Source organism: Allobaculum sp. JKK-2023, from assembly GCF_034745455.1.
Lineage (GTDB): Bacteria > Bacillota_I > Bacilli_A > Erysipelotrichales > Erysipelotrichaceae > Allobaculum.
On record NZ_JAYERV010000003.1, the window covers coordinates 1353724 to 1376251 of the forward strand.

Here is a 22528-nt window from a genome sequence, read left to right on the forward strand (position 1 = left end):
CAGGAATCAAATTTATGAAAAAATGGATGAAGATAATTCCTATACTGTGTTTTTGTATCCAGATAATCGGATGCAAAAACAACATACAATTACCGGATAAAGCGGATCAAATCGTTTTAATGAATGATCAAAACTATCTTATTCTGGATAAAGAATGGAATATTTTAAAGCAAATCAAGCGGCCTAAAAGAAATTCCAACACATATTATTCTTTTCGATTTGAAGAAGTGAATTCAAATTGTATAGGTGGTCCATGCATTGGTTTTCCTGGTTCAGAATTTTATTTTGAATCTATTGATCTCGATCGTTATGAAGTAAATAATATTTTGCTTCCTACTACATCCCTCAATTCTTTTTGCTTAAATGGCGACAGAATTGCAACAATAGATAACCGGACTCCTTCACGAATGATTAACGAATGCAATTTAGAAGGTGAACTTATCCAACAAAAGCCCTTTACTTATTTTGATACAAATCCGCAGCTGCTCGTTGACTATCAACTGATTCCCGACCCATCAGGCTATTATTTGCTGTGCTCATTAATTCCAGAAGGAACGATCGGTGATTATATCGAAAATCATATCCTGCATTTCAATTCCGATTTACAAATTGATATGGATATTGATTTGGGCGTTTATGATGGAGGATGCTATTCAATGGCAATCATGCCGGAAACACAAACCGCCTATGTAGTTCAAACTTCCGAAGGATTGGATTTTGCAACACGTGAGCCAGGTCTGTCTGACAATTTATTTGTCGTCGATCTTTCAGCGCAACAAGTCATCGAACATATTGATTTAGGCTACTATGGCAGTAATGGAATCGAAATTGATCCAGATACAAAACAATTAATTATTCGACGTACTTCTTTTAACAAAACTGATAATGTACAATTCATTCTTTTTGATCCAATAACCTATGCAATGAATACTATTGAGTTTGATCAAGCTATTCTAGATGGAGAATTTCTGAATCCGATGTTTTCTAAGCAAAATGGGCTCTATCTGATTCTCTTTGAAAATTGTCTAATTACATACGATCCGGAGCTTCAAACTCAAAATATAATGAATTTGAATGCATATGGAGTTGAAAATGCCCGGGCAATTTGGTGCGGCTCTAACACAATAACGAAAGAATCAACCAATCTGTGAGCAATTTTGGGATCTTGTGCCAACACTGTGTTTAACTAAAGCACACGTCCAACCCCATGCCATACTCTGGATGCCTCAACCTGAATAGGCTGAGACTGGAGACAGCCGCCGTTTCTCTTTCCCCAGGGCTTGATATAGTCCTGAAGTCCGTATTCACTGCATCCCATCTCATTGCGGATCTGCTTCATCTGTTTGGAGAGCGCTCTTTTTTCAGCCTGTTTGGCTTTCGAGAGCTTTTCTTTGCGAAGCAGAGTGCAGTACTGGTCTTTACGCATCCGATATTCTGGGTTGCGATCCAGACCATGCAGTATGTTGATCGCATGCTTGACAAGGACGTTATGACATTGGTTCATCATTCGAAAACGTTTTTCAAGCTCTTTTCTGTCGGAAGCTGTTGTGTTTAGCTTGAACTGTAAAGTGTGCATGGTCTGCTCATTTCTGCCAGTATTATCTGGTTTTTTGGTTTTTTACATAATGCTGAACGGTTTCTGCGCTGACCTGACCAGCTGTGCTGACGAAATAACTTCTTGTCCACAGAGAAGTCATGCGACTTAGGAACTTCGTAAAAGTAATTCCCGATTTAATGTTGCACATAATTCCCATAATTGATTTTGTCAGTCCGATTGGATCCACTAAGACAAAACCATGGTTCTGATTTTAGCTTCCATTCGTTCTATACTTTAGCCGAAGAACTTGTTTTTCTTTGGAGGTATGGATCAATGTCATTTAGCTTAGTTTTTGATAGTTAACCTTAGATCCCGCTAAAAGTAGAACTACACTCTTTTATTAATAAATACCGTGCTTTAAGTATGGCTAAATTTAGACATTGACTTTCTTTGAACTACACTAAAATGTAGTTCTACTTAGAACTATATTTGAAGGGTGATGCATCATATGGCGTTTATCAAAGTCCAAAATGTTGTCAAAGACTCTGCCAGTTCGATTGTTTCGGTTCAGCCGCAATTGTTGAGGCTGTTTATATACCAGGCAAGCAAAATCACTCCCACCAGAGGATTTGGGAGCATCTCGGAAAGGTCATTTATCTGGTTGAAGACAAAACACGAAAAATGGTTTTGTGAAAAAAGCCATGAATTATTTGGGGTAATCTTATCGCCGAAAGAAGATGGAAAATGAAATATAAATTATCAAACTACAATAGAGTATACTCCTTTAATAATGAGCAGTATTTATTTAACGCGAGGACTCAGGCTCTTGCAAAACTATCTCCCGAAGAATCAAAACAGATCTCAAGCAAAGATTTATCTGCTCTTCAAGCAGATTTGCATTTTTTGTCTCAGCTGCTGTATGGGGGATTTATTCTTCAGGACAACATGGATGAGCTTGAACTGATCCGTTTTGAGATGCAGCAAAGCCGCTTTCAAAGCCGGCATCTGACATTGACAATTGCACCCACTGCAGACTGCAATTTTCGCTGTGTTTACTGCTATGAAAAGGGAACCTATTCTCATTGCAAAATGAGTGATGAAACTGCAGATTTATTGGTTCATTTTGTCGAAAGCCAGGCTCAATCGATTCAGGTCTTATCGGTCTGCTGGTATGGTGGTGAGCCGCTTTTAGAAATGAAGCGGATTACAGATCTGAGCAGAAAATTTATTGAGATCTGTGAGAAGAATGATATTTCCTATAATGCCTCGATGATCACCAATGGGTATCTGCTTTCTAAGAAGAATATCGAAAAGCTGAATAAAGCGAAAGTGAGCATGATCCAGGTGACTTTAGATGGGGACAAAACAACGCATGATCAACGTCGGTTCCTGGCTGATGGGCAGGGAACGTATCAGACCATTATTCAAAATTTATTCGAAAACTATGACCAGCTACCCCATGTATCCCTTCGGGTCAACATCGACAAAACGAATGTAGATTCTTTAATCCGAATTCGAGAATGGATTCAGGAAAACCATATGGAAGAGAAGATCCATCCCTACGCCGGGCACGTGCAGTCAATCTTTGATACCTATGATTCCAACACCTGTCTGGAAATTGGAGAATATTCCCAAATTGACTTTAGTTTTATTTCTGAGATGCCTAATCACGAAAGATTGCTTTATCCATTACGACTTTTTAACTGCTGCCAGGCCGATACTATGCTATCAGCTGTTATTGGATGTGATGGATCGATTTACCGATGCTGGGATGACATTGGTCGCCAAGAGCGAAGAACTGGAACTCTGAAAGATGGCATTGAGGTCAATTCAGTCTTTTTGAAGTATCTGATGCAGGACGCTACCCAGGATGCAGAATGTCGAGACTGTTTTTATTTACCGCTCTGTCTTGGCGGGTGTCCTCATCAGTGGCAAAAGAAAAAAGTATGCTCGCGCTATAAATACACCTTGGACGAACGAATTCTGGATTTTATCCAAAGTACTCAGACAAATAAGCCGGAGGCAGAATAATCATGCAATTTATACAGCAACCGCTCAGTACGAGAGCAAACTGCACGTGCTATGCAAGCGGCGCCTATTGCGCTCATTGCAATATTTTGACGTGTGGGACCAATGGCTGCACTTATCGTTCCTGTACCAGTCACTGCTGGGGCCATCTCTGCAACCCACGCAACGATCCATTAGCCTTTGACCATGGATCTGACGAGTAGCCTGTTTTAGATCCAATTATCCAATTATACATTTTGGTCTTGTGCGATGCGTGTTCTAAGGAACCGCTTTCAAATGGCTATGAGATTTTTCAACCTTCTGTTAATGGTTTGTTGGTATAGAAATTGCTCCTATGTTTATCGGAGCAGATTACTGATGAAAGCTTTTCAAATTTACGAAGCAAAAATTTTGGAACAAACATCGCTCAAGATCCCGATTTTCCCATAAAAATTACATCTGACGCATCTGAAATTTTAATTCTAATCGAGTAAATACATGGTTCAGTTTTTTCTTTTTTGAAAGGATGAGCCTGGCAAAAGTCCTTTTCATGGTTAGGCTGGCTAATAACGTTTGCGATATATGACCCGAAACAACACTAAAATGTTAATTCTAAGCGTGAATGTTCATGTATAACAAACCTCAATTTGCCTACAGTATTTTTGTCGGTCCCATCTTGAAAGTAGTGTTTAAATTTCAGACTAAAAATCCTTAAAAAGGAAGAAAGAAGAGGGATGAAGATGATTTTGCTTGTTACGCCTTCTGCCAGTACGCAGTCCTTAAATGGAAGCCCTTTGTGCTTTGTCGACGGAGGTGGTTGTAATCACTGTGAAAATAACAAGTGTACAATTAACTTTTGCGATTATAAAAGTTGTCAACAGTACTGTGTTGGATACTTATGCCATCCTACGAAGTTGAATCCTACAGGAAATTTAGATTGCGAATAACTTGAGTCATGTTTCAGTTTCTGTATCGAAATCTTAAAAAAGAGTCTTTCGGCATTTTGTATCTGCAGATACTTGCGATAACGCAGACTCTATTGGCATTACTGACAACATGGCTGTCTGCCAGACTGATTGATGAAATTGGACAAGAATGCGACCCCTCCTTTTTGATCACACTAGTGGCTTTGAGCTTTGTACTGATTACAGCGCGAATGTGGATCGGAAGAAGGCAGATGCTTTTCAATATCAAGGTTCAGCTTTCTCTTTCTACGGATTTGATTGGAAGAGTCTGCCGGCATGTACTTCACCTTCCTGCTCTCGAGCTGGAATCCATGGATCTGGTCAAAGTCAATCAACAGATTAATCAGGATGTAAATTCACTTATTTTGTTTGCTTTAAACGGATTGGTTTCATTGCCCGGCTGGATTTTGAGCGGATTGATCTGCGGCGTATTTTTAATACAGATCAGTCCTGTCCTTTTGCTCATGTCTTTTGTAAGTGTCATTCTGTATAGCCTGCTGCTCAAGCAGACCTCACAGCAGATTGTATCTCGATCCAGACAATATATTCAGGCGCAGACGGATTATTTTTCTGCCTTTTTTCAATGGCTCCAGCATTGGCAGCTTCAGAAATTCAATAACGTGCCCTATTTTCGAAACCATATTCAGGAAAGTTGTGAACAAATCAAGACATCGGCAGTTCATCAGGCAAAGCTGACCAATAGTCTGGGGATTGCTAAGGAGCTTCTGTTTTATCTTCCTCAAATGCTGTTGCTGATGTTTGGCGGTTTAAAAGTGATTCACCATGAGCTGGATCTTGGCTATTTTGTCGCTTCCATCTCCTATTTGCAGATGTTTCTGAATTCTCTGGAATCCTTTTTAGGTCTGGCAGATGGATGGCAGGCGCAAATATCAGTCTGGCAGCGTTTAAATGCTCTGCTGAACAGGCCTAAAGAAGCCAAGGCTGACAAAGTTGTCAATGGTAAAATTGAGTCTTACGGGATTGTAATAGATCATTTTTCATATGGTGAAAAGCAGGTTCTTCAGTCGATGGAAAAAGTCTTTGATTCGGGAAAAATATTCTGCTTGTATGGAACAAACGGTTCTGGGAAAAGTACATTTCTGAAGCTTCTTGCCAACTGCTATGTACAGGGAAAGCGAAAAGTGAATCAAAGTCCGCTGTCTTTGCCCGAAATGATCAGTTTTCGGGGGCAGGCCGTTTCCTACTTACCGCAAGAACCGATTTATATTGATCAGCTCAATGCCATGGATAATCTCTTTGTCTCACTTAAAACGGTTCCGATGGAACTGCGCAACTGGATTGATGAGCTGGGGGATAAGAAATCCAAGCACAAAAAGGAAGAATATTCAATTGGCCAGCTCCAAAAAATATCGATCATGAGAACTCTTGCGGCCAATCGGCCGATTCTTCTTTTGGATGAACCGACCAATCATCTGGACCAGAAAGCAAAAGAAACGCTAATTGAGTGCATCCAACAGCTTAGAAAAGAGCATATCATCATTATTGCTTCTCATGACCAGCGAATCAAAGAGATAGCGGACGAAACGATTGTTATTGGTGAAAGAAAAGAAAAAGTACAAATCAAAGAAGATCTGCCTTCAACAGCGGTACATCAGATCGATTAGATAGAAAGGACTCATCCGGAGACCTGAATAGAAAAGCCGGTTTTCGGAAAAGGTTACTCATTATGGAATTTATTAAACAACCTATTCTGAATCAAGACGTTTTTGGATCCTCTGATGGAGCCTCGTGCTCTCTATGTGGTTCTAACGAATGTGTGATCAACGCCTGTTCAGGAGACAGCTGGATTCGTAATAAGCCGGCTGACTTAACCAAAGACGAATCGATTTGCTGGGGAAAAATCTGCCGGCCAGTTCATCTTCTGCCCTGGTAAGTCTGCTTGTTTGCGCCTGTCAGCCCGCCCGCACTCATCCGCCCGTTCAAGAAAGCGAAGAATTTTTTCCAATTCAGTGGTTTTCCGATAGGAAGTCCTGAAGTTGAGAGAATATCTCCGCTTTTTTTTGGATCATTGAAAAAGTTACTGTTCACATCTTCTGTTGAAAAATGATGCTCTATGCTCCATCAAACCATGTTTCTTTATATAAAGTGGCGATAAACTTGCTGCAGTTTGAACTTATATTCCGATTAATTCGTTAATATTTATTTCTAAGCGTAATATTGATTTAATCTACTATTGTTGATCTTTGCAAACATCAACCCAGCCTTTGGAATGGGAATACTTTTCCAGTTCCGGTAAAGTGAGTTCAATGGCACTGTTTGAACTGCCGCAGGCTGGAAACACAGTCTCATATTTTTTAAGGGATTCATCCAGATAGACTGAAACATTGTCTTTAACGCCAAACGGACATACCCCGCCCACTGCATGACCGACCAGGTCTTCAACTTCATCGGCTTTGAGCATGGTGGCTTTGGTATGAAACGTCCGTTTGAACTTTCCGCTATGTACCCGACCCAGACCAGAAGTCACGACCAGAATCGGACCGTCATTTCCCATAAAGGATAATGTTTTGGCAATATGATCCGGCTCACAACCTAAAGCTTTTGCGGCCAGATCCACCGTTGCGCTGGACGCATCCAGTTCGAGGATTCTGTCTGCAATTCCATATTGTTCAAGTTCTTTACGTACACGCTCAATTGACATATTCAAACATCCTTTCAGTCCTTCATTTCCAGAAGGTTGTCTTTTCCGATCAATCTTTTTAATCTTTTCCTTTCCTGATTTTTTCTGGCTCATCCTGGTCCATGCATCCCAGTCTTTTTGAGCGATGCTGTACCGATACATTGTCAGCCAATACAGTGAGGACAAAATGGAATCCAGACGATGTAAGGAAAAGAAAGAGAAAGAAACATATTGAAAATCATAAGTCAGCCAATGCTGAGCGTCAATTTTCAGCTCATCAAAAAAAGCCTGAACCCTGCCCTTTCAGGCAAAATCCAGGCTTTAAACTTCTTTATCTTTTCAAGTGCAAGTTCTCAGACGTGTTCTATCTTTAACGGAAGATATCGCATTGCATGTCGACTCCGTAGAATTCTCTATGCCAAATATCGTATATATTGATCAAAGAAGCCAATTAATATCCATACCGCTTACGCAGGCAGACCAGAAAGGCAATGCTCATCACCAGCGACAGGCCTTCGGCAACCGTTGTCGCACTCCAGATTCCATTTAAGCCAAACCAGATCGGCAGAAGTAAAACTGCGCCGACCTGAAACAGAAAGGTGCGCATCAAAGACACAACAGCCGAAACGACACCATTATTCAAAGCCGTAAAGAAGCTGGATGTAAACACGTTAAATCCGGCCGCCAGAAAGCACAGCGAATAAATCCGGATCGCATGCTGAGTCATTTCCATCAAGGTCGGTGAATAAGAAACAAAGATCGAACTGAGTAATGGAGCCAAAGCATCAGACAGAATCACGATCGCAACAGAAGCCGCTGCAATGATGCCAATCGATTTTTTCAGAAGACTGCTCAGTTCTTCATGGTTCTGGGCACCATACTGGTAGCCGATGCACGGAGCCGTAGCCATGGAATATCCGAGAAATGCTGCAATAAACAGGAAAGTCAGATACTGAATGATCCCGTAAACAACAACCCCATCCGGACCGGCGATCTTCATCAGTTCGAGATTGTATAACAAAGCAACCAGGTTCATGGAGACATTGCTGACCATCTCGCTCATGCCATTAAAACAGGCTTTGCCCAGCGCACCAAAGCGCCATGAAAATCTGGTGAAATGAATCGGGCTTTCCTGATGTTTATAAAACCAGACCATTGGAATGACGGCTCCGACTACCCAGTTCAGGCCAGTCGCAAAGGCAGCCCCGAAAATTCCCCAGCCAAAGATTGCGATGCAGACATAGTCCATGACCATATTCATCACGCCGGCAGCCAGAGAAATCATCAGTCCCATCTTCGGCTGGCCAGCTGCAACCAGAAAAGACTGGAAAGAAGCCGACAGAAAGCTAAAAGCCATGCACGCCAGTAAAGGCAGACCATAAGCGATGCAGTCAGGAATCAGATCCTCGGTTGCGCCACAAAGTCTGGCCAGAGGCTCAATTCCGACCATCGTCATCACAGAAATCAAAAGGCCCAGAAGAATCTCAAACACGATCAGCATCGTGAAGTATTCACAGGCACGCTGTTCTCTTTTTTCTCCCAGTGTTTTCGAAACCAGGGCAGTCCCTCCGGTTCCGATCATAAATCCAAAAGCGGAAAAGATCCCAATCGCCGGCCAAATCAGGTTGAGCGAAGTAAAGGCTTCCTGACCCACCAGGTTGGATACAAAAAGCCCATCCACAATGGTATACATACTGGTAAAGACCATCATCACAATGCTGGGAAACGCAAAACGTAACAGTTTTGGGGTTGTGAAATGATCCGAAATCTGAATCTGCATAAAGAAATCAAGCCTCCTTTCAAATTGAACGTACGACCTACTCTAATCGATCTTTGTCAAGAAGACAACTTTTTTTCGCCGCAAAAATGGTATTTATCCAAAGTTTTTTCCCACTCTTGTTTTCAATGACCGTTTTCTGGTTTTGGTCGCCATTCGATTTTGGCCGTAATTGAATCCAGATCCGCTCCAGAATCAGAGCCAGAGCCAGAGCCATTTTTCTATTTGGCCTGCTTTTCAATCCGGTTCATTTCCCTTACGGTCTTTGCGGATTCAATTTTGACAATCTGGGTAGCCACTGCCTGCTGGAAAGCGGCATCATGTTCCACCAGAATCATTGTTGGCTCAAAACGTTGAATCAACTCTTCAATCTGGCGCCGGGAATCCAGATCAATATAATTCAGCGGTTCGTCCCAGATGTAGAGATGCGCTTTCTGGCAAAGGCTGCCCGCTATCAGGACCTTCTTTTTCTGACCTGCGGAAAAATCTTCCATCTGCTTTTCGAACTGCGCTCTCTCAAATCCCATTTTGCGTAAAATTGCCTTGAACAGGCTTTCATCAATCTCCTGGTCTCTGGCATAGGTTTTCAGATCTCCCTTTAAAAAGGAAGGATCCTGGCAGACATAGGAAATTCGAAGTCTGGCCGGTTTATATAAAGTTCCCTGATACTCCAGGTCGGCCCCGCTCAAAGAAGAGCCGCAGATCAGTTTCAACAAAGAAGACTTGCCAGATCCATTCACTCCATTGAAAACGATGCGTTCTTTATCCTGAATCCGAAAGCTGACTGGTCTGGACACGGGATGACCATCGTAGAAAATTTCCACCTCGTCCAGCTCGACCAGATCTCCGGAAATATCATGCAAAGGAAACAGCTTCAGATCATCAATCGTTTCGAGATCCTGTAAAAGTCCGGCTTTCTGTTCAATGGCATCGGCCCGGCGCTTTTCGATTGCTTTCGCCCGTTTCATCATCTTGGCCGATTTGTGGCCAATAAAGCCCCGGTCAACCGGTCCATTGCCAAACTTTTGGGCTTCCGTTTTCTTTGACCAGTCTGCCCGCTGTCTGGCTGACTTCTGCATGGATGCAATTTCTTTTTTCAACTGGGTATGGCGGGCAAGCTCTCCACTCTGCCGTTGTTCAAAGTTTTGAAGCCAGGAAGAGTAGTTCCCGCTTTGGATGTCCATGCTGGCTTTATTGATTGCCAGGACATGGTCAATACAGCCATCCAGAAACGACCGGTCATGGCTGACCAGAATGAAGCCCCGTTTTCGTTTCAAATACTGGGCAACCAGCTGGCGGCCGTTCAGATCTAAATGATTGGTCGGTTCATCAATAAGCAGAAAGTGTCCTTCTTTTAAAAACAATGTTGCCAGCAGCACCTTGGTCTGTTCCCCGTTGGATAACGTTTCAAATGGGCGGTCCAATACTTCCGGGTTTACATCAAGAAAAGACAGTTCTCGATCAACCTGCCATTCTTCCACTTCCGGATTGATCTCCTGGACAATCTCACGAGTCTGTTTTTGTTTGTCTGCAACCGGATAAGGAAAGTAGTCAAAAAGAACGGGAGATTGAATCATCCCTGTATATTCATACCGATTTTGTAAAAGCCTCAGTAAGGTGGTCTTCCCCCGCCCGTTACGGCCAATCAGTCCCAGCTTCCAGTTGGTATCAATCTGCAGACTGACATCTTCAAAAATATTTTCACTGCCTGTCGGATAAGCAAAAGTCAGATGTTGAATTTGAATTTGTGCCATAGTACTTCCCTCCTGATTTCAATGCAAAAAAAAGAGTCACAGGAAAGAAACCTCCGTGACTCGAATGATCAGGATAAATATCGGTAAACTTTCATCCAAATTCAAAAAGCTCGCGCAATGAACAAGCTTATGGCAGCCGCAGATCAAAAGATCTATGGACCGAAAGACCTGTCTGTTTTACCAGGCTGTCTCTTGTTCACTTTTGATGATGATTGATGAAAATTTGAAATGGAATCTGGCAATGTTCACAATGGCACTGCAACAGAAACAATGAAGATCGAGTGACAGATTTTCCTTTCCCGATCGATCCGATTTTTCCATGACTGCTCTGCAAATAAGCACGATAAAAACAACAGAAAACAAATCTTAAAAAGACTTCAATTCAATCGTTGCCGGCTTTAAAGCCAATATTGGCTTGTGATTGGCCACAGAATTTGATTCTTCCTGATTTTTAAAGGAAGACTGGATCGATTACTTATCGAATGGAAAAGGAATTCATCTTTTCACCTCGTTTTTCTCATCTTCTTGTTCAAGCTAACCACATTCATCAAAGAAAAGCAACTCTGTTTCGGTCGCCTGAACTAATTCTCTCTATCCAGTTTTTTTAAAATATCGTAGAGAATCTTCAAAGACACTCCCATAATTGCAGCCCAAAAGAATGGTTGAACATAGTATTTAAAATTATAATAAACCTGTTGGAATTCAACCGTAGCCTATTTTTAGCTAATCCAGCTATACGGATAAAATGAAGCTGCCCTAGAATCCCTACGGCTGGTTCCTCTGCTGGGTTGAAAAAAGCTCTTTCACCTTCAGAGCAAGGCTAATGATCCGCTGGCCATTAACCGGGATGAAGGATAAACTTTTCCGTGCCCAACAAACTTGCGTTTGTACAGAGTTGGACTCGCTTCATATATAGCGGACTGCAGATTAAATGCATTTCAAAAATACATTGCAAGACACCTTGGGCTTTCGCCCATGCCGCAATAAAAACAAGTGAGGCCTCTTCAATCAAGTGGACTAAGAGGCTGAATTTTCAAAGCAGAATGGACTTACATCATTGCTGAATGCCAGTTACGCACATGGTTTTGATGCCTTTGTTTCAGACTTCTTTGTTACAGTTTTCTTTGCCTTGGACTTTCCTTTTTTGGGAGGAATATAGAATTCGCTGTAATTCTGAGCCCGCCGGGCAATCACATAGGCTGCCGCCTGATGACGGCTGATCCCCAGCTTTTCAGAGTACTTCTCGTCTCCAAGAACGGATGACCAGTAAGGGGAGACGTAATAAAGGGGAACACCGCTTTTAAGTGATAATGCTTCACAGTTGTCCATATATCTTAAGTATGGGAAATTGGAAATCATTCGGTTATATTTTCTTTCCCATCTCTTTTGAATCTTTGTTTTCTTCTTCGTAAGATTGATTGTCTCGATGGCAACCCCATAATGGAGCTTCTCTGCTCTGGTAAAAATTTCAGACAGCTTCTGAGCCATAACGGTGGCATTTACCGCTTTGGAGCCTGAATTTGAATAGGTGATATCCTGGGAAGAAACAAATTTTCCCTGGCCGTCACTTTCAGTAACCGAGAAGAATCCATCATTAATATCGATTCCAAGCATTCCCTGTGGTTCATAGGTTTCTTTTTTCTGTAACCCCTGCACCCATTATTCCTAAAAAAGCGCAAAATGCCCCTATCAAACAAATTAAATATCATTTATAGCTATTTATGCATCTAATATAGCTAGCTGATCTGGTGTCAAAGTTACCCCTAAATGCTGAAGTTTCTTCTTGAGTGAAGTGATCTTTCCTTCTCGTTCTTTCTTTTCAAAGTAATCTGCTCCCAAATCATGATATTTCTCGCCCTTCTTTAGAAGATGCCAAATGGTTTTCAGCATGGCATGGGCTACTGCAACTATTGCTTTCTTATTCGTTCGACGCTTAGAAATCCGTTTGTACATCTCTCCAAAGTAGGAATCCTTTTTCTTAACGGCAGAATGAGCACAGACAACCAAGGTGGTTCGCAATACCTTGTTGCCTTTGTTTGTTCTGCCTGTTTTTCTTTTTCCTGCGCTTTCATGGTTTCCTGGACATAGTCCAGCCCAGGAACATAACTGGCCATCCGTCGGGAATTGATTCATGTCAGTTCCGATTATAGAAATAATCGTTTGGGCGCTCGTATCTGAGATTCCTGGAATTTCTTTGATCAATTCACAGGCTTCCTTCTCTTCCTTGTTCAGCTGATCATCAATATCATCGGTGAGCTCTTGAATATGAGTTTCTAACTCCTGGATATGAGTTCTCAGAATGTTGATCATTTTAACCTGCAAAGGTGTCAGACAGCCATGCATATCTCTGATCAAATCTCCTTTTGTGGCCTTAAGTCTTTTAGATATCTTCTTTTCTTTAATAAGACGATCATAAGCTTTTTCATCAAACACTTCTCCGGTCAGGACAAAATCCATCAATGCTTTTCCGCTCATCCCGTTAATATCTGAAATGGTTCCAGAAAGCTTGATATTGCCTCCTTCAAGCATTTTCTGCAGTCGATTCTTTTCGGCACCAAGATCAGCAATTAAGGATTTTCGGTAAGTGCATAATTCCCTCAGTTCGCGCTGGCGCTTTGTAGGAATGAAGCTGGCCTTAAGCAAGCCGTGCATAAGAAGATCGGAAATCCATTCGGCATCTTTGACATCTGTTTTTTTTCCAGGAACATTTCTCATGTGCTGGGCATTGACTACCATTGGATTCAGACCATGTGATTCGAGAATGTTATAAACAGGTTTCCAGTATGAAGCTGTACTCTCCATAGCTACAGCTTCGCAGTGATTGGAGGTAAGCCAATCAGCAAGATCAAGGAGATCCTGCGTTGAAGTACCATAAGAACGGACTGTAATTGTCTCTTTTGTTCTTAAACAGGCAACCAAAAGCTTCTTATGGACATCGATACCACAACAAACCGCATATTGTTTTTCCATATTGATTTTCTCCTGAAAATAGCAGCGGCCGATCTTCTGAAATCTTCATTTTTTTCTTCGTTCTCGGACGGAATCCAATAAAACACAATTCCGTTTGGAAACAGTCAGTGGTGCGCACAGAAGATCTTCTATCAATTTTTTCTGCGAGATCTGTGCCTCAAAAAGAAGTCGATCTCTTCCGCTAAATTCAGTATATAGAATGCTCGATGAAAAAATAATAATTCTCAACACCCCCAGTTACATGGGGAGTGGCAGCGCCCGAGCTATGGGAATTTTTTCTGGATTGTAACCATCGGCTGGATATACAGTCCTCTATCTTTCAGAACAAAACGATAGGAAACAGAGCGGTTTTCGAGATTGTCTTTCAGTTCTTTTTTCAGATATGGAATCCGCACTGCGATGTGATGCCCAGTTTTGTCATCTTTAAACCCGCTTCTAAGAAGCAGACTGAACCAGTCAGAGCCAAGTTTAGATTCTGATGTTAATTGACACAACTGGTTTCCCTGAGTCTCATCCGAACTGCCAAACAGATAATAGCTTTTCTTTCTGGCTTTTCTCCAGGCCGCTTTCCATTCCTCGTGGTTTGCAAATCCTGCTTCTATTAAATGGTATTGAGCCTTAAAGAGTTTTCTAGATCCAAAGCAGCATGAAAAAGAACTGTTTTCAATTTTTTCTTTCCAGCTTGCCAGTTTCTGCTTCATTCCATGGAGGCGGTTTTTCATGTTGTTGAGTTTTCGTTTCCAGTATCTGTTTTTCTGGCAGTCACCTTTTTGCGGCTTATGCCAGTTTACGCCCTGGTGCCATTCTTTATGCTCCTTTTTCTGATCTTCAAGCAGCTCCTCGTAGGCGCTGATTTTGGATTCAAGCTCCTCCATCTGTGTCACTTTGAGAGCACTCAGGGAATTCATTCTGGTGCGAGCCTGGTTGATTACCGCATTCGCTACTCTTGCTTTAACAGAATACTGTTTGGTCAGAGAAGCTTTAATCTCGCCATCTTCCAATCCATGGCAGATCATCACCCATGCCGAATGAACCATCCGGGAAAAATGTTCTGCCATTGTTTCAATATAGGCTCTAAGTTCCGCCAGCTGCGCCACAGCTTCTTCCTTTGGTTTGAGCAGTGATTTTTTATCCAGACATCCTTCTTTACCAAAACGGCCGGAGGAAGTGAGTGTAAACGATTCTTCATCAAAAAGAGCTGCTCTTTGATGGATCTTACGCAAATGTGGTTTTTAACACTAATAATCGTGGCAAATGAATAAGCTTGCATCATTCATATTGTTGATTAAATAACAGCGCCTAATTCAAGATGAGTTTTCCTATCCCATTTTGGGTTGTTAAGCTTAATCGCAATTGTCATCGCCGATAATAGTGATGATAGCTAAACACACTATTTGCGTAAGAGCCTCTTTGGGGACTTTTTCTCGAATTTTCATTTTTGTCGCCATATACGCATCTCCTTTCTTTTACAGGCCTCTCAATCTTTTGTTTCTTCCTGTTTGAGAGGTTCTTCAATTGCCTCTTTGGCCTGTTGTGCAATCTTTTTTCTTTGAGACCTTCTCATTCCATACATTTGCCCGGAAAAGAAGGCAAGGAGCGACATCATATCGTCTACCAGCTCCTCCTGAGAGTTCTTATCCGGCTTATCCTCGGTCACTATGATTTTGACTCCATGGGCATTAAAAAACTTTTCAAGATAGCCATATCCAAATCTGGTGAGTCTGTCTTTATGAGTGATATAGAGGACATCAATCTTATTATGAATGACCTCATCTATGAGTTTGTTTAGTCCTTTTCGTTCTGTATTCAGGCCGCTGCCAACATCAGAAAAGATCATTGCGCCAGAAGCTTTCTGGCAGAGCCTGCCGATCTGTCTGTCCAGATCACCATGTTTCTTTTGATCATGGGAAGAAATCCTGGCATAGATAGCATTCTTTTTCTCGGAATTGTTCCATAACCCGAGTTTTTTCAGATAATCAATCAGGTCTTTTTTATCGGCATACCAGAACCCGGAAACGGGATCCTGCACCATATTAATCATTCCCTTGTTTTTATGAAGGGCAATTGTATGGTAGTTTTTCCCTACAAGTTTTCCAATTTGTCCAGTGGTATAGCGTTCTCTTCTTAAGTCTTCAGGACCGATCATAACGTCATCTCCTGTTTGAATGATACCATAAAAAATCCACAATTAGTTGAATTATAAAATAGTTATATAAGAATATTAATATCTTGATTCGCCAAGATAAGGTAACAGTTGTGTACCCATGAATTCGTACAACGTTTTTAGATCGACCCCTGAATCCGACAGGCAATGGAAGCGAGAAAATCGAAAAAGCATTAAGAAGCACGACAACTGACGAGTATTCTGAAAAAGATCCAGAGACTCGCCTCTTTGTCGTGCTTTGATTATCTATAAGGTGTAAACAGTAATGTTGTAAATAGCACCACATTGATCTATAGACAACAAAAGCAAAAAAAATAATACACAATTCAAAAGCACCATGTTATAGTAAAAATGCAATCCATCTCTGCTAGAAGAATTGGATCTTACGCAAATGTAGTTTTTAACACTAATGATTCTGGTGAATAAATAAGCTCGAATCATTCTTGTTGTTGATTAAGTGACATTACCTAATTTGAGATGAGTTTATCTATCGCGTTTTGGATTATTATCATGAGCAGGAATTACTGTCATCGATAATAGTGATGATAGCTAAATACACTGTTTGCGTAAGAGCCTTTGGAAAAACGAACACCAGGAAGATGCGATATCAGGATGCTTGACGGAAATACGGTATCTGCTTCTGTATCCTGGAAGAAATTAAAAAGACTTGAGTCATCGAATGGATGGCTTATTGATAAGCGACAAAACAATATTGTAAACATTGAATAGGAGGTGTAGGCGGCAATTCCTCCCCACAACAAGCTATGGGGTTTCCTTGCCGCATTAGATGACATCAAATTATGGTTCTTACGCAAATAGCGTGTTTAGCTACTGTTACTATTATTGACGATAGCAATTGTAGCTAATAGTAATAACCCAAAATGTGATAGACAAGCTCATCTCGAATTAGGCATTGTTATTTAATCAACAGCATAAATGATGCAAGTTTATTTATTCACCAGGGTTATTAGTGTTAAAAACTACATTTGCGTAAGATCCCAAATTATTTAGATCCTGGAACCATTATTTTCTTCTTAATATTATATATATTAGTTACATACTGGATTGCTAAAGCATTTCAATCTGTTTGTAAAATGAAAGGTTATAATAGTTTGTTGTATTTTTGGATTTGCATGGTTGTTCCCCTCGCTGGCTGGATTTTAGTAGCCGCTCTTCCAGTTAAAGAAGATAAGCGAAACACTTAACCTGAATTTCCGCCTCACATTCTTGTGGTGCAAATTAATCCCATGTATACATATACCACTTTTTGCAGGCAACTACACAGTCCCGGATAGCTGCGCAGCTATTCGGACTGTTTCATTTTTGGGTTATCCTGTTGTTAGCTGATATTGAAAGGAATGACAACACGCAAAACAAGACCCGCATCGTCGAATTGCAGCTCTAGCAGCCCCACTATGGGGATCATTGACTGTTTCGCTGCATCAGGTCACGATCCTGAACAAATTACTTGCGTACATAAAAACAGAGAACCTCTTTCGGCTCTCTGCTTTCTTTTCGCCAATCATGAAATTTCGACAGAAAGGATGAAGGTCGAGTGGCAGACTTTCCTTTTTCGATTTTGATCCCTCCTGATTTTTAAAGGAGGACTGGATCGGTTACTGATCGAATGGAAAAGGAATTCATCTTTTCATTCCGTGCTTCTCGTCTTCTTATTCAAGAGACTCAAATCCATCAAAGAAAAACAACTCTTCTTATTGGACAGTCTGACTGAAAATCTCCTGGATTTTATGACTGAGGGTCTGGGCCAGCATTTGATGGTTTGCTTCATCCATATGAATTCCATCAAAGTCACTGGCCTGGGCATATTTTGAAGCATCCAGAAAATAGACTGGATAAGGAGCAATCGCGTTTTGAATCTCATCCGCTAACAGTTTAGACTGCTCGACCGAATAGGCGTCGAAGGTACCGCCAGGACCCTGAAGTTCTGGCAGATGATCAGCGAGCAGGATTGGAGCCACCACCAGCAAAGCTGGCGTGGGCATTCCCTCGAAAAGGGTCGGATTCATATATTCGCGTACATACTGGCGGATCCCATTGGCAATAAACCGGGCTGAAGAATGATAAGACGACTTTAAATCATTTGTTCCAAGCATAAGAATAATCAGATCAAGGGGATGATGCGTCAGAATCGCGGTTTTAAAATCCTTAAAGCCGGATTTTTCGGGCTGGAAGGTATCGATGCACACCGCATTGCGTCCGGACAGACCTTCTTCAATAACTTCCAGCTCATCCAGGCCGCCATCCAGATGGCGGGTCCATCTTTCATCCATCCGGCGATATTCATAGGGGCAATATCCCCAGGTATTTGAATCTCCAAAGCATAAAATTCGTTTTGTCATTCTGATTACTCCTTTTGTTCGACTATTGACTATTCTTCTTCAGTCTGTTCGCTTGTGCTTCGCATTCGACTGCACTCTTATTCAATTTACTCGGCTTTCCATTCAGCCGCTCTGCTTTTCTGGCTGTTGCTTTTCTGGTGGTTTACTGCCGCCTGCCCTGACTCACTTTTGACTGCTACTTTGCTGGGCATCGCTTAGGACTCGGTCACGTTCAACCATCTGGACAGTCTGGCCGTGCAGGTTTTCTTTTTCACTTCTGTTCTGGCGCATATAGGCCGCATATAAAATATCAATCATCACCAGCAGCGGAAACTGCGGGGAGATCAGATTGCCGTGATTCAGATGCAAAAGCGAAGGAACAATGATCACTTCATCCACAAACTCCTTGAAACACTCACGGGGGCTGGAGGTGATCAGAACTGTTTTCGCTTTGCGCTGGTGGGCAACATGGAGATATTCGAGAAATTCTTGCCGCGTTCCTGATAAAGAAAGACCAAAAACCAAATCCTGGTCGTCACGGAAAACCGAAATCATCCGCATCATATCGACATCATCAAAGGCCTCGATGCCGACACCAACCCGCATAAATCGATAGGCCATTTCTCTGGCGGCATATCCCGATGACCCAATTCCACCTACATATACCCGTCTGGCCTCCGAAATCATCTGCGCCACTTTGCAGATCTGTTCTTCCCGGATCAGGCTGTAGCTTTTCGTCAGCAGATCCTGATAGGCATTGAGTACCTGTAAGGAAGACTGGGCAATGTTTTCGCCGGTTTTCTTCATTTCCAGACTATTGCTGTACTGAAAGATAAATTCTCGATAGCCTTTAAACCCACATTTTTTGGCAAAGCGGACCAGAGTGGCTTCCGAAACCGCAAGCAGATGAGCCATTTCTTTTAATGAGAGATCATTTGGTTCATTTTCTTCAAGGAAATAGTGAGCAATTCCTTTTTCGGTCTGGGTCATATTGGAATAGGCGGCCTCAATTAGAGGCAGAGCCGATTTTTCTGTATACTGCATGAATACCACTCCTTTCTTTACCGCTTTGTCCGAATCTATAGGCGTGCACTTTCCCATAGATCTACTTCAGTTCTATCAACCTTTTATATCTATATCGACATTTGCTCGATATATCAGACATTAACGATGGATCATCCTCCTGAATGCAAAAACTCATCAGGCAAGATCGGGATGAGAATTCAGGAAATGAACCAGGGCCCCTTGCATGCCTGCTGCATTCTGGTGGCTGGCAAATTCAATCCGGGTGGACTCAGAAATCAGGGGAATCGATGCCTGGGTAAAGCTTTTTTCGATCATTGGGCGCAAAATTTTGTCCTGAGCCATAATTCCGCCGCCAAGTACCACAACTTCCGGGTTAAGGATATAACAGATGGCTGCAATCCCCTGTCCAAGGTAGGTACACATCCGCTCAATTTCTTCCTGACAGATTTTGTCGCCAGCAGCCGCCAGTTCAAAAATTTTCCGGCCATTCCACTCTTCAATTGGCTCTTCTTTGCGTTTGGCAACATTGGCCGTCATCGCCGAAGTGGCAGCCAGTTTCTGGAAATGTTCTCCATATAATGGCATATAACCCACTTCACAGGCTGAATACGTATTGCCATGAAGAAGCCGTCCATGATCAATAAAGCAGCCACCAATTCCTGTTCCAATTGTTAAAACCAGAGCAGATCCGGCCCCTTTGGCACTGCCGCTTGCATATTCAGAAAGGCCGGCACAATTGACATCATTTTCAACTTCAACGGGCAGAGTCAGACTGGCCAGTTCATCCCTGAAGCAGATTCCCGCATACCCTGGGATCGCATCGGATGCATATAAAATTGACGCGTTGTCTGTATCCACCATTCCCGCACTTGAAATGGCGACTCCTTTTACCTCTGGATATTCTTCCCTGCACTCAGCGGCCAGTCCACACACTTTCTGTGCCAGAGCTTTGCCGCCCTTATTGGCGTGGGTCGGGGTTTCCTGGGCTTTTACGATCATTCCATCGCTTTGAACGACTCCATATTTAATGGCTGTTCCGCCAATATCAATGCAGATAAACTTATTCATTTTTCTCGCTCCTTTTCATAGACCTTCTCATGTCTTCAAACCTTCATCTGCGAAGCTTTTCAAAGAATCGTTACGATAGCACGCCATTCCTGCCAACACGCGGGTTTCTCTCCGCTTTGAAAAAGCTTCCAATTACTATTATTTTAGCCAGCACAGTCCATGATTGGAATCTGGCAGTAAAAAACCGTCTTCCGGTTTTTGAAAGACGGTTTGATGATTCAAAGTGCTTGGTCAATCAATAGAATCAGTCGATTTTGACTTTGAAAATCGCTTTTTTGATCATTTCTGGCTGATCACCGGCTTTAACTGCGGTGCGATGAGCATCATTGGGATAGCAGACCAGAAAGTCACCTGGATTCATGATGACACTGGCCATCTTGTCTCCAAAGGCTGGCTGGAAATCCCCAGCCTTTTCATATTCGCCTTTCTCTAAATTTTCGAGGAAGTTCAGATCAATCTGTTCAGCCCCAGAAATGGGAACATGGACATCCAGATAGTCTTTATGAGCCTCCCAGAACCGTTCTTCCGGCGTTTTCGTCTCATAGCTGACGATGTTGACAAACAAGCGGTCACCATCAATCGGATGAGATCCATTTTCAAATGAAGCCAGGTCATGGCTTAAGGCAAAGTCAACAGCTTCTTGAACTCCGGCCTCCAGTTTTCCCTGGCTGGCCGGGTCAGCTAATCTTGCAAAAATCATGCCATACCTCCTGCCGCAGCATCGCGGACTTCAGCAAGTCTTTCTTCGGTTTTGAGACCTTTTCTGAAATCAGCGTACACGGTAAACTTTGGTGCATCTGTTTTCTTGCCAGTCGCTTTGTTATACAGCCAGCTTGCCGGCAGGCCAACAGCCAGGCAGACAGCAATCGAGATCAGAGAATAAGACCAGATCGATACGTTGGTTGCATAGTATTTGACGATGATCATGACGATCGTTGAAGCGGCAAATCCTGCGAAAGCACCACATGCATTGGCTCTGCGGAAGAAAACACCCAGAATAAAGATACCAACGAGAATTCCAAGAACAAGACCCATGAATCCGTTGAACCATTCGTAAGCCGAAGTAATTCCGCCAGAAGCCAGTAGCATTGCGACCACGATAGAGAAAATTCCAACAGCAAGAGAAACATACTGACCAATTTTGGTCTGTTTTTCAAAGCTCATTTCTTTTTTGGTCAGGCGGGACTGAATATCCAGTGTCCAGGAGGAAGCAATGGAGTTCAGACCTGTAGAGAGTGTGGACTGTGCGGCCGCGTAGATGGCAGCAAGCAGCAGACCGGTAATTCCAACTGGAAGTTCAAAAGCAATATAGGAAGCAAAGATCTGGTCCTGCGCAGCTGCTGGTGGAAGCGGATGCTGCTGATAGAAGACATACAGACCTGTACCAATCAGGTAGAATGCAGTAGCAAGACCGATGGAGAGGATTCCATTGGTACGCATCATTTTGTTCAGTTTCTTTGTATCGGTTGTGGTAACGAAACGCTGAACGATATCCTGGCTGGATACGTAAGAACCAAGCGTGTTGAGTCCGGCACCAAAAACCATCAGGAACACGGAATCACGAAGCAGGTTGGCATCAAAGATCGGCTGATCTGGAGCCAGGAATTTGTGTTCTGTCCAGAAGGAAGAGAAGACAGCACCTACACCACCGTCAATGTTGCTCATCAGGTAAACCAGCGCAAAAATAATGCCGACAATCAGTACAGATCCCTGAATAAAGTCAGTCCATAATACGGATTTCAGACCACCTGTATAGGAGTAGATAATCGCAATGATTCCCATGATCAGAATCAGGATGTTGACGTTAATCCCGGTTAAGGATGCAAGGACCATGCAGGGCAGATACATGATGATGGACATTCTTCCGATCTGGTAGACGATGAACATCACCGCACCCAGAACGCGAAGGGCTTTGGATCCAAAACGCAGCTCAAGATAATGGTAAGCTGTGTCGATATCCAGTTTTGCATAAACGGGCAGGAAGTAGCGAATAGCCAGCGGAATGGCAATGAGCATACCGAGCTGGGCAAACCACATAATCCAGGTGCCGGCATAGGAGTTTCCGGCCAGCGAGAGGAAGGAAATTGGGGAAAGCAGGGTGGCAAAAATTGATACAGAAGTTACCCACCAGGGGATGGTTCCGTCACCTTTGAAGTACTCCTTGCCTTTCATGTCTTTCTTGGCGAAAAACAGACCAGCTACAAGGACGGCTCCAAGGTAGACAACGAGGATGATAAAGTCATAGATCGTAAATCCTTGCATAATTTGTCTCCTTTATTT

General features: G+C 42.5%; 17 protein-coding genes. 3 read left to right on the top strand and 14 right to left on the bottom strand.

Annotated elements, in window-relative coordinates; all coding sequences use genetic code 11:
* Positions 1–14: 14 nt before the first annotated feature.
* Positions 15–1151, top strand: coding sequence for a hypothetical protein (locus U4956_RS05510; protein WP_323089557.1), 1137 nt, complete (start codon positions 15–17; stop codon positions 1149–1151).
* 35 nt (positions 1152–1186) lie between these two features.
* On the opposite strand, the gene U4956_RS05515 is transcribed toward U4956_RS05510, so the two are convergent.
* Positions 1187–1507 carry a hypothetical protein gene (locus U4956_RS05515; protein ID WP_323089558.1) on the bottom strand — a complete coding sequence of 107 codons (321 nt, stop codon included), beginning with the start codon at positions 1505–1507 and terminating at the stop codon, positions 1187–1189.
* Positions 1508–1598: 91 nt separating this feature from the next.
* Positions 1599–1784, bottom strand: coding sequence for a transposase (locus U4956_RS05520; protein WP_416347407.1), 186 nt, complete (start codon positions 1782–1784; stop codon positions 1599–1601).
* 656 nt (positions 1785–2440) lie between these two features.
* Between U4956_RS05520 and U4956_RS05525 the strand changes: the two genes are divergently transcribed.
* Positions 2441–3568 (top strand): radical SAM/SPASM domain-containing protein, encoded by a 1128-nt coding sequence (locus tag U4956_RS05525; RefSeq protein WP_323089559.1) that lies wholly within the window; start codon positions 2441–2443, stop codon positions 3566–3568.
* A 931-nt stretch (positions 3569–4499) separates the two neighbouring features.
* Positions 4500–6134 (top strand): ABC transporter ATP-binding protein, encoded by a 1635-nt coding sequence (locus U4956_RS05530; protein ID WP_323089560.1) that lies wholly within the window; start codon positions 4500–4502, stop codon positions 6132–6134.
* Between the two features lie 566 nt (positions 6135–6700).
* On the opposite strand, the gene U4956_RS05535 is transcribed toward U4956_RS05530, so the two are convergent.
* The 12 genes from U4956_RS05535 to U4956_RS05590 form a co-directional block, all read right to left on the bottom strand.
* Positions 6701–7171 (bottom strand): YbaK/EbsC family protein, encoded by a 471-nt coding sequence (locus tag U4956_RS05535; RefSeq protein ID WP_323089561.1) that lies wholly within the window; start codon positions 7169–7171, stop codon positions 6701–6703.
* Between the two features lie 430 nt (positions 7172–7601).
* Entirely contained in the window at positions 7602–8930 is a 1329-nt protein-coding gene (locus tag U4956_RS05540) for an MATE family efflux transporter (protein ID WP_323089562.1), read from the bottom strand.
* A 218-nt stretch (positions 8931–9148) separates the two neighbouring features.
* A complete protein-coding gene (abc-f, locus tag U4956_RS05545) occupies positions 9149–10681 on the bottom strand; it encodes a ribosomal protection-like ABC-F family protein (RefSeq protein WP_323089563.1) in 1533 nt (510 codons plus the stop codon).
* A 1071-nt stretch (positions 10682–11752) separates the two neighbouring features.
* Positions 11753–12337, bottom strand: a complete 585-nt coding sequence (locus tag U4956_RS05550) for a hypothetical protein (protein WP_323089564.1) — start codon at positions 12335–12337, stop codon at positions 11753–11755.
* A 63-nt stretch (positions 12338–12400) separates the two neighbouring features.
* Positions 12401–13651: an IS110 family transposase gene (locus U4956_RS05555; protein WP_323089565.1), complete on the bottom strand. Its 1251-nt coding sequence runs from the start codon at positions 13649–13651 to the stop codon at positions 12401–12403.
* Positions 13652–13914: 263 nt separating this feature from the next.
* Positions 13915–14874, bottom strand: a complete 960-nt coding sequence (locus tag U4956_RS05560) for a hypothetical protein (RefSeq protein WP_323089566.1) — start codon at positions 14872–14874, stop codon at positions 13915–13917.
* Positions 14875–15128: 254 nt separating this feature from the next.
* Positions 15129–15797: an IS607 family transposase gene (locus tag U4956_RS05565; protein ID WP_323089568.1), complete on the bottom strand. Its 669-nt coding sequence runs from the start codon at positions 15795–15797 to the stop codon at positions 15129–15131.
* Between the two features lie 1730 nt (positions 15798–17527).
* Positions 17528–18175, bottom strand: coding sequence for a GDSL-type esterase/lipase family protein (locus U4956_RS05570; RefSeq protein ID WP_323089569.1), 648 nt, complete (start codon positions 18173–18175; stop codon positions 17528–17530).
* A 162-nt stretch (positions 18176–18337) separates the two neighbouring features.
* Complete coding sequence (locus U4956_RS05575) at positions 18338–19198, bottom strand: MurR/RpiR family transcriptional regulator (RefSeq protein ID WP_323089570.1); 861 nt, start codon at positions 19196–19198, stop codon at positions 18338–18340.
* Between the two features lie 156 nt (positions 19199–19354).
* Positions 19355–20248, bottom strand: a complete 894-nt coding sequence (locus tag U4956_RS05580; protein ID WP_323089571.1) for an ROK family protein — start codon at positions 20246–20248, stop codon at positions 19355–19357.
* 244 nt (positions 20249–20492) lie between these two features.
* Positions 20493–20948 carry a YhcH/YjgK/YiaL family protein gene (locus tag U4956_RS05585; protein WP_323089572.1) on the bottom strand — a complete coding sequence of 152 codons (456 nt, stop codon included), beginning with the start codon at positions 20946–20948 and terminating at the stop codon, positions 20493–20495.
* A complete protein-coding gene (locus U4956_RS05590; RefSeq protein WP_323089573.1) occupies positions 20945–22510 on the bottom strand; it encodes a sodium:solute symporter in 1566 nt (521 codons plus the stop codon). The genes U4956_RS05585 and U4956_RS05590 overlap by 4 nt, the downstream gene beginning before the upstream one ends.
* Between the last annotated feature and the right edge of the window lie 18 nt (positions 22511–22528).

Excerpts from the sequence above, each read along its gene's own strand:
- U4956_RS05510 (WP_323089557.1), top strand. The coding sequence starts at position 15 with ATGAAAAAATGGATGAAGATAATTCCTATACTGTGTTTTTGTATCCAG.
- U4956_RS05515 (WP_323089558.1), bottom strand. The coding sequence starts at position 1,507 with ATGATGAACCAATGTCATAACGTCCTTGTCAAGCATGCGATCAACATA.
- U4956_RS05530 (WP_323089560.1), top strand. The coding sequence starts at position 4,500 with ATGTTTCAGTTTCTGTATCGAAATCTTAAAAAAGAGTCTTTCGGCATT.
- U4956_RS05535 (WP_323089561.1), bottom strand. The coding sequence starts at position 7,171 with ATGTCAATTGAGCGTGTACGTAAAGAACTTGAACAATATGGAATTGCA.
- U4956_RS05540 (WP_323089562.1), bottom strand. The coding sequence starts at position 8,930 with ATGCAGATTCAGATTTCGGATCATTTCACAACCCCAAAACTGTTACGT.
- abc-f (WP_323089563.1), bottom strand. The coding sequence starts at position 10,681 with ATGGCACAAATTCAAATTCAACATCTGACTTTTGCTTATCCGACAGGC.
- U4956_RS05555 (WP_323089565.1), bottom strand. The coding sequence starts at position 13,651 with ATGGAAAAACAATATGCGGTTTGTTGTGGTATCGATGTCCATAAGAAG.
- U4956_RS05565 (WP_323089568.1), bottom strand. The coding sequence starts at position 15,797 with ATGATCGGTCCTGAAGACTTAAGAAGAGAACGCTATACCACTGGACAA.
- U4956_RS05570 (WP_323089569.1), bottom strand. The coding sequence starts at position 18,175 with ATGACAAAACGAATTTTATGCTTTGGAGATTCAAATACCTGGGGATAT.
- U4956_RS05575 (WP_323089570.1), bottom strand. The coding sequence starts at position 19,198 with ATGCAGTATACAGAAAAATCGGCTCTGCCTCTAATTGAGGCCGCCTAT.
- U4956_RS05580 (WP_323089571.1), bottom strand. The coding sequence starts at position 20,248 with ATGAATAAGTTTATCTGCATTGATATTGGCGGAACAGCCATTAAATAT.
- U4956_RS05585 (WP_323089572.1), bottom strand. The coding sequence starts at position 20,948 with ATGATTTTTGCAAGATTAGCTGACCCGGCCAGCCAGGGAAAACTGGAG.
- U4956_RS05590 (WP_323089573.1), bottom strand. The coding sequence starts at position 22,510 with ATGCAAGGATTTACGATCTATGACTTTATCATCCTCGTTGTCTACCTT.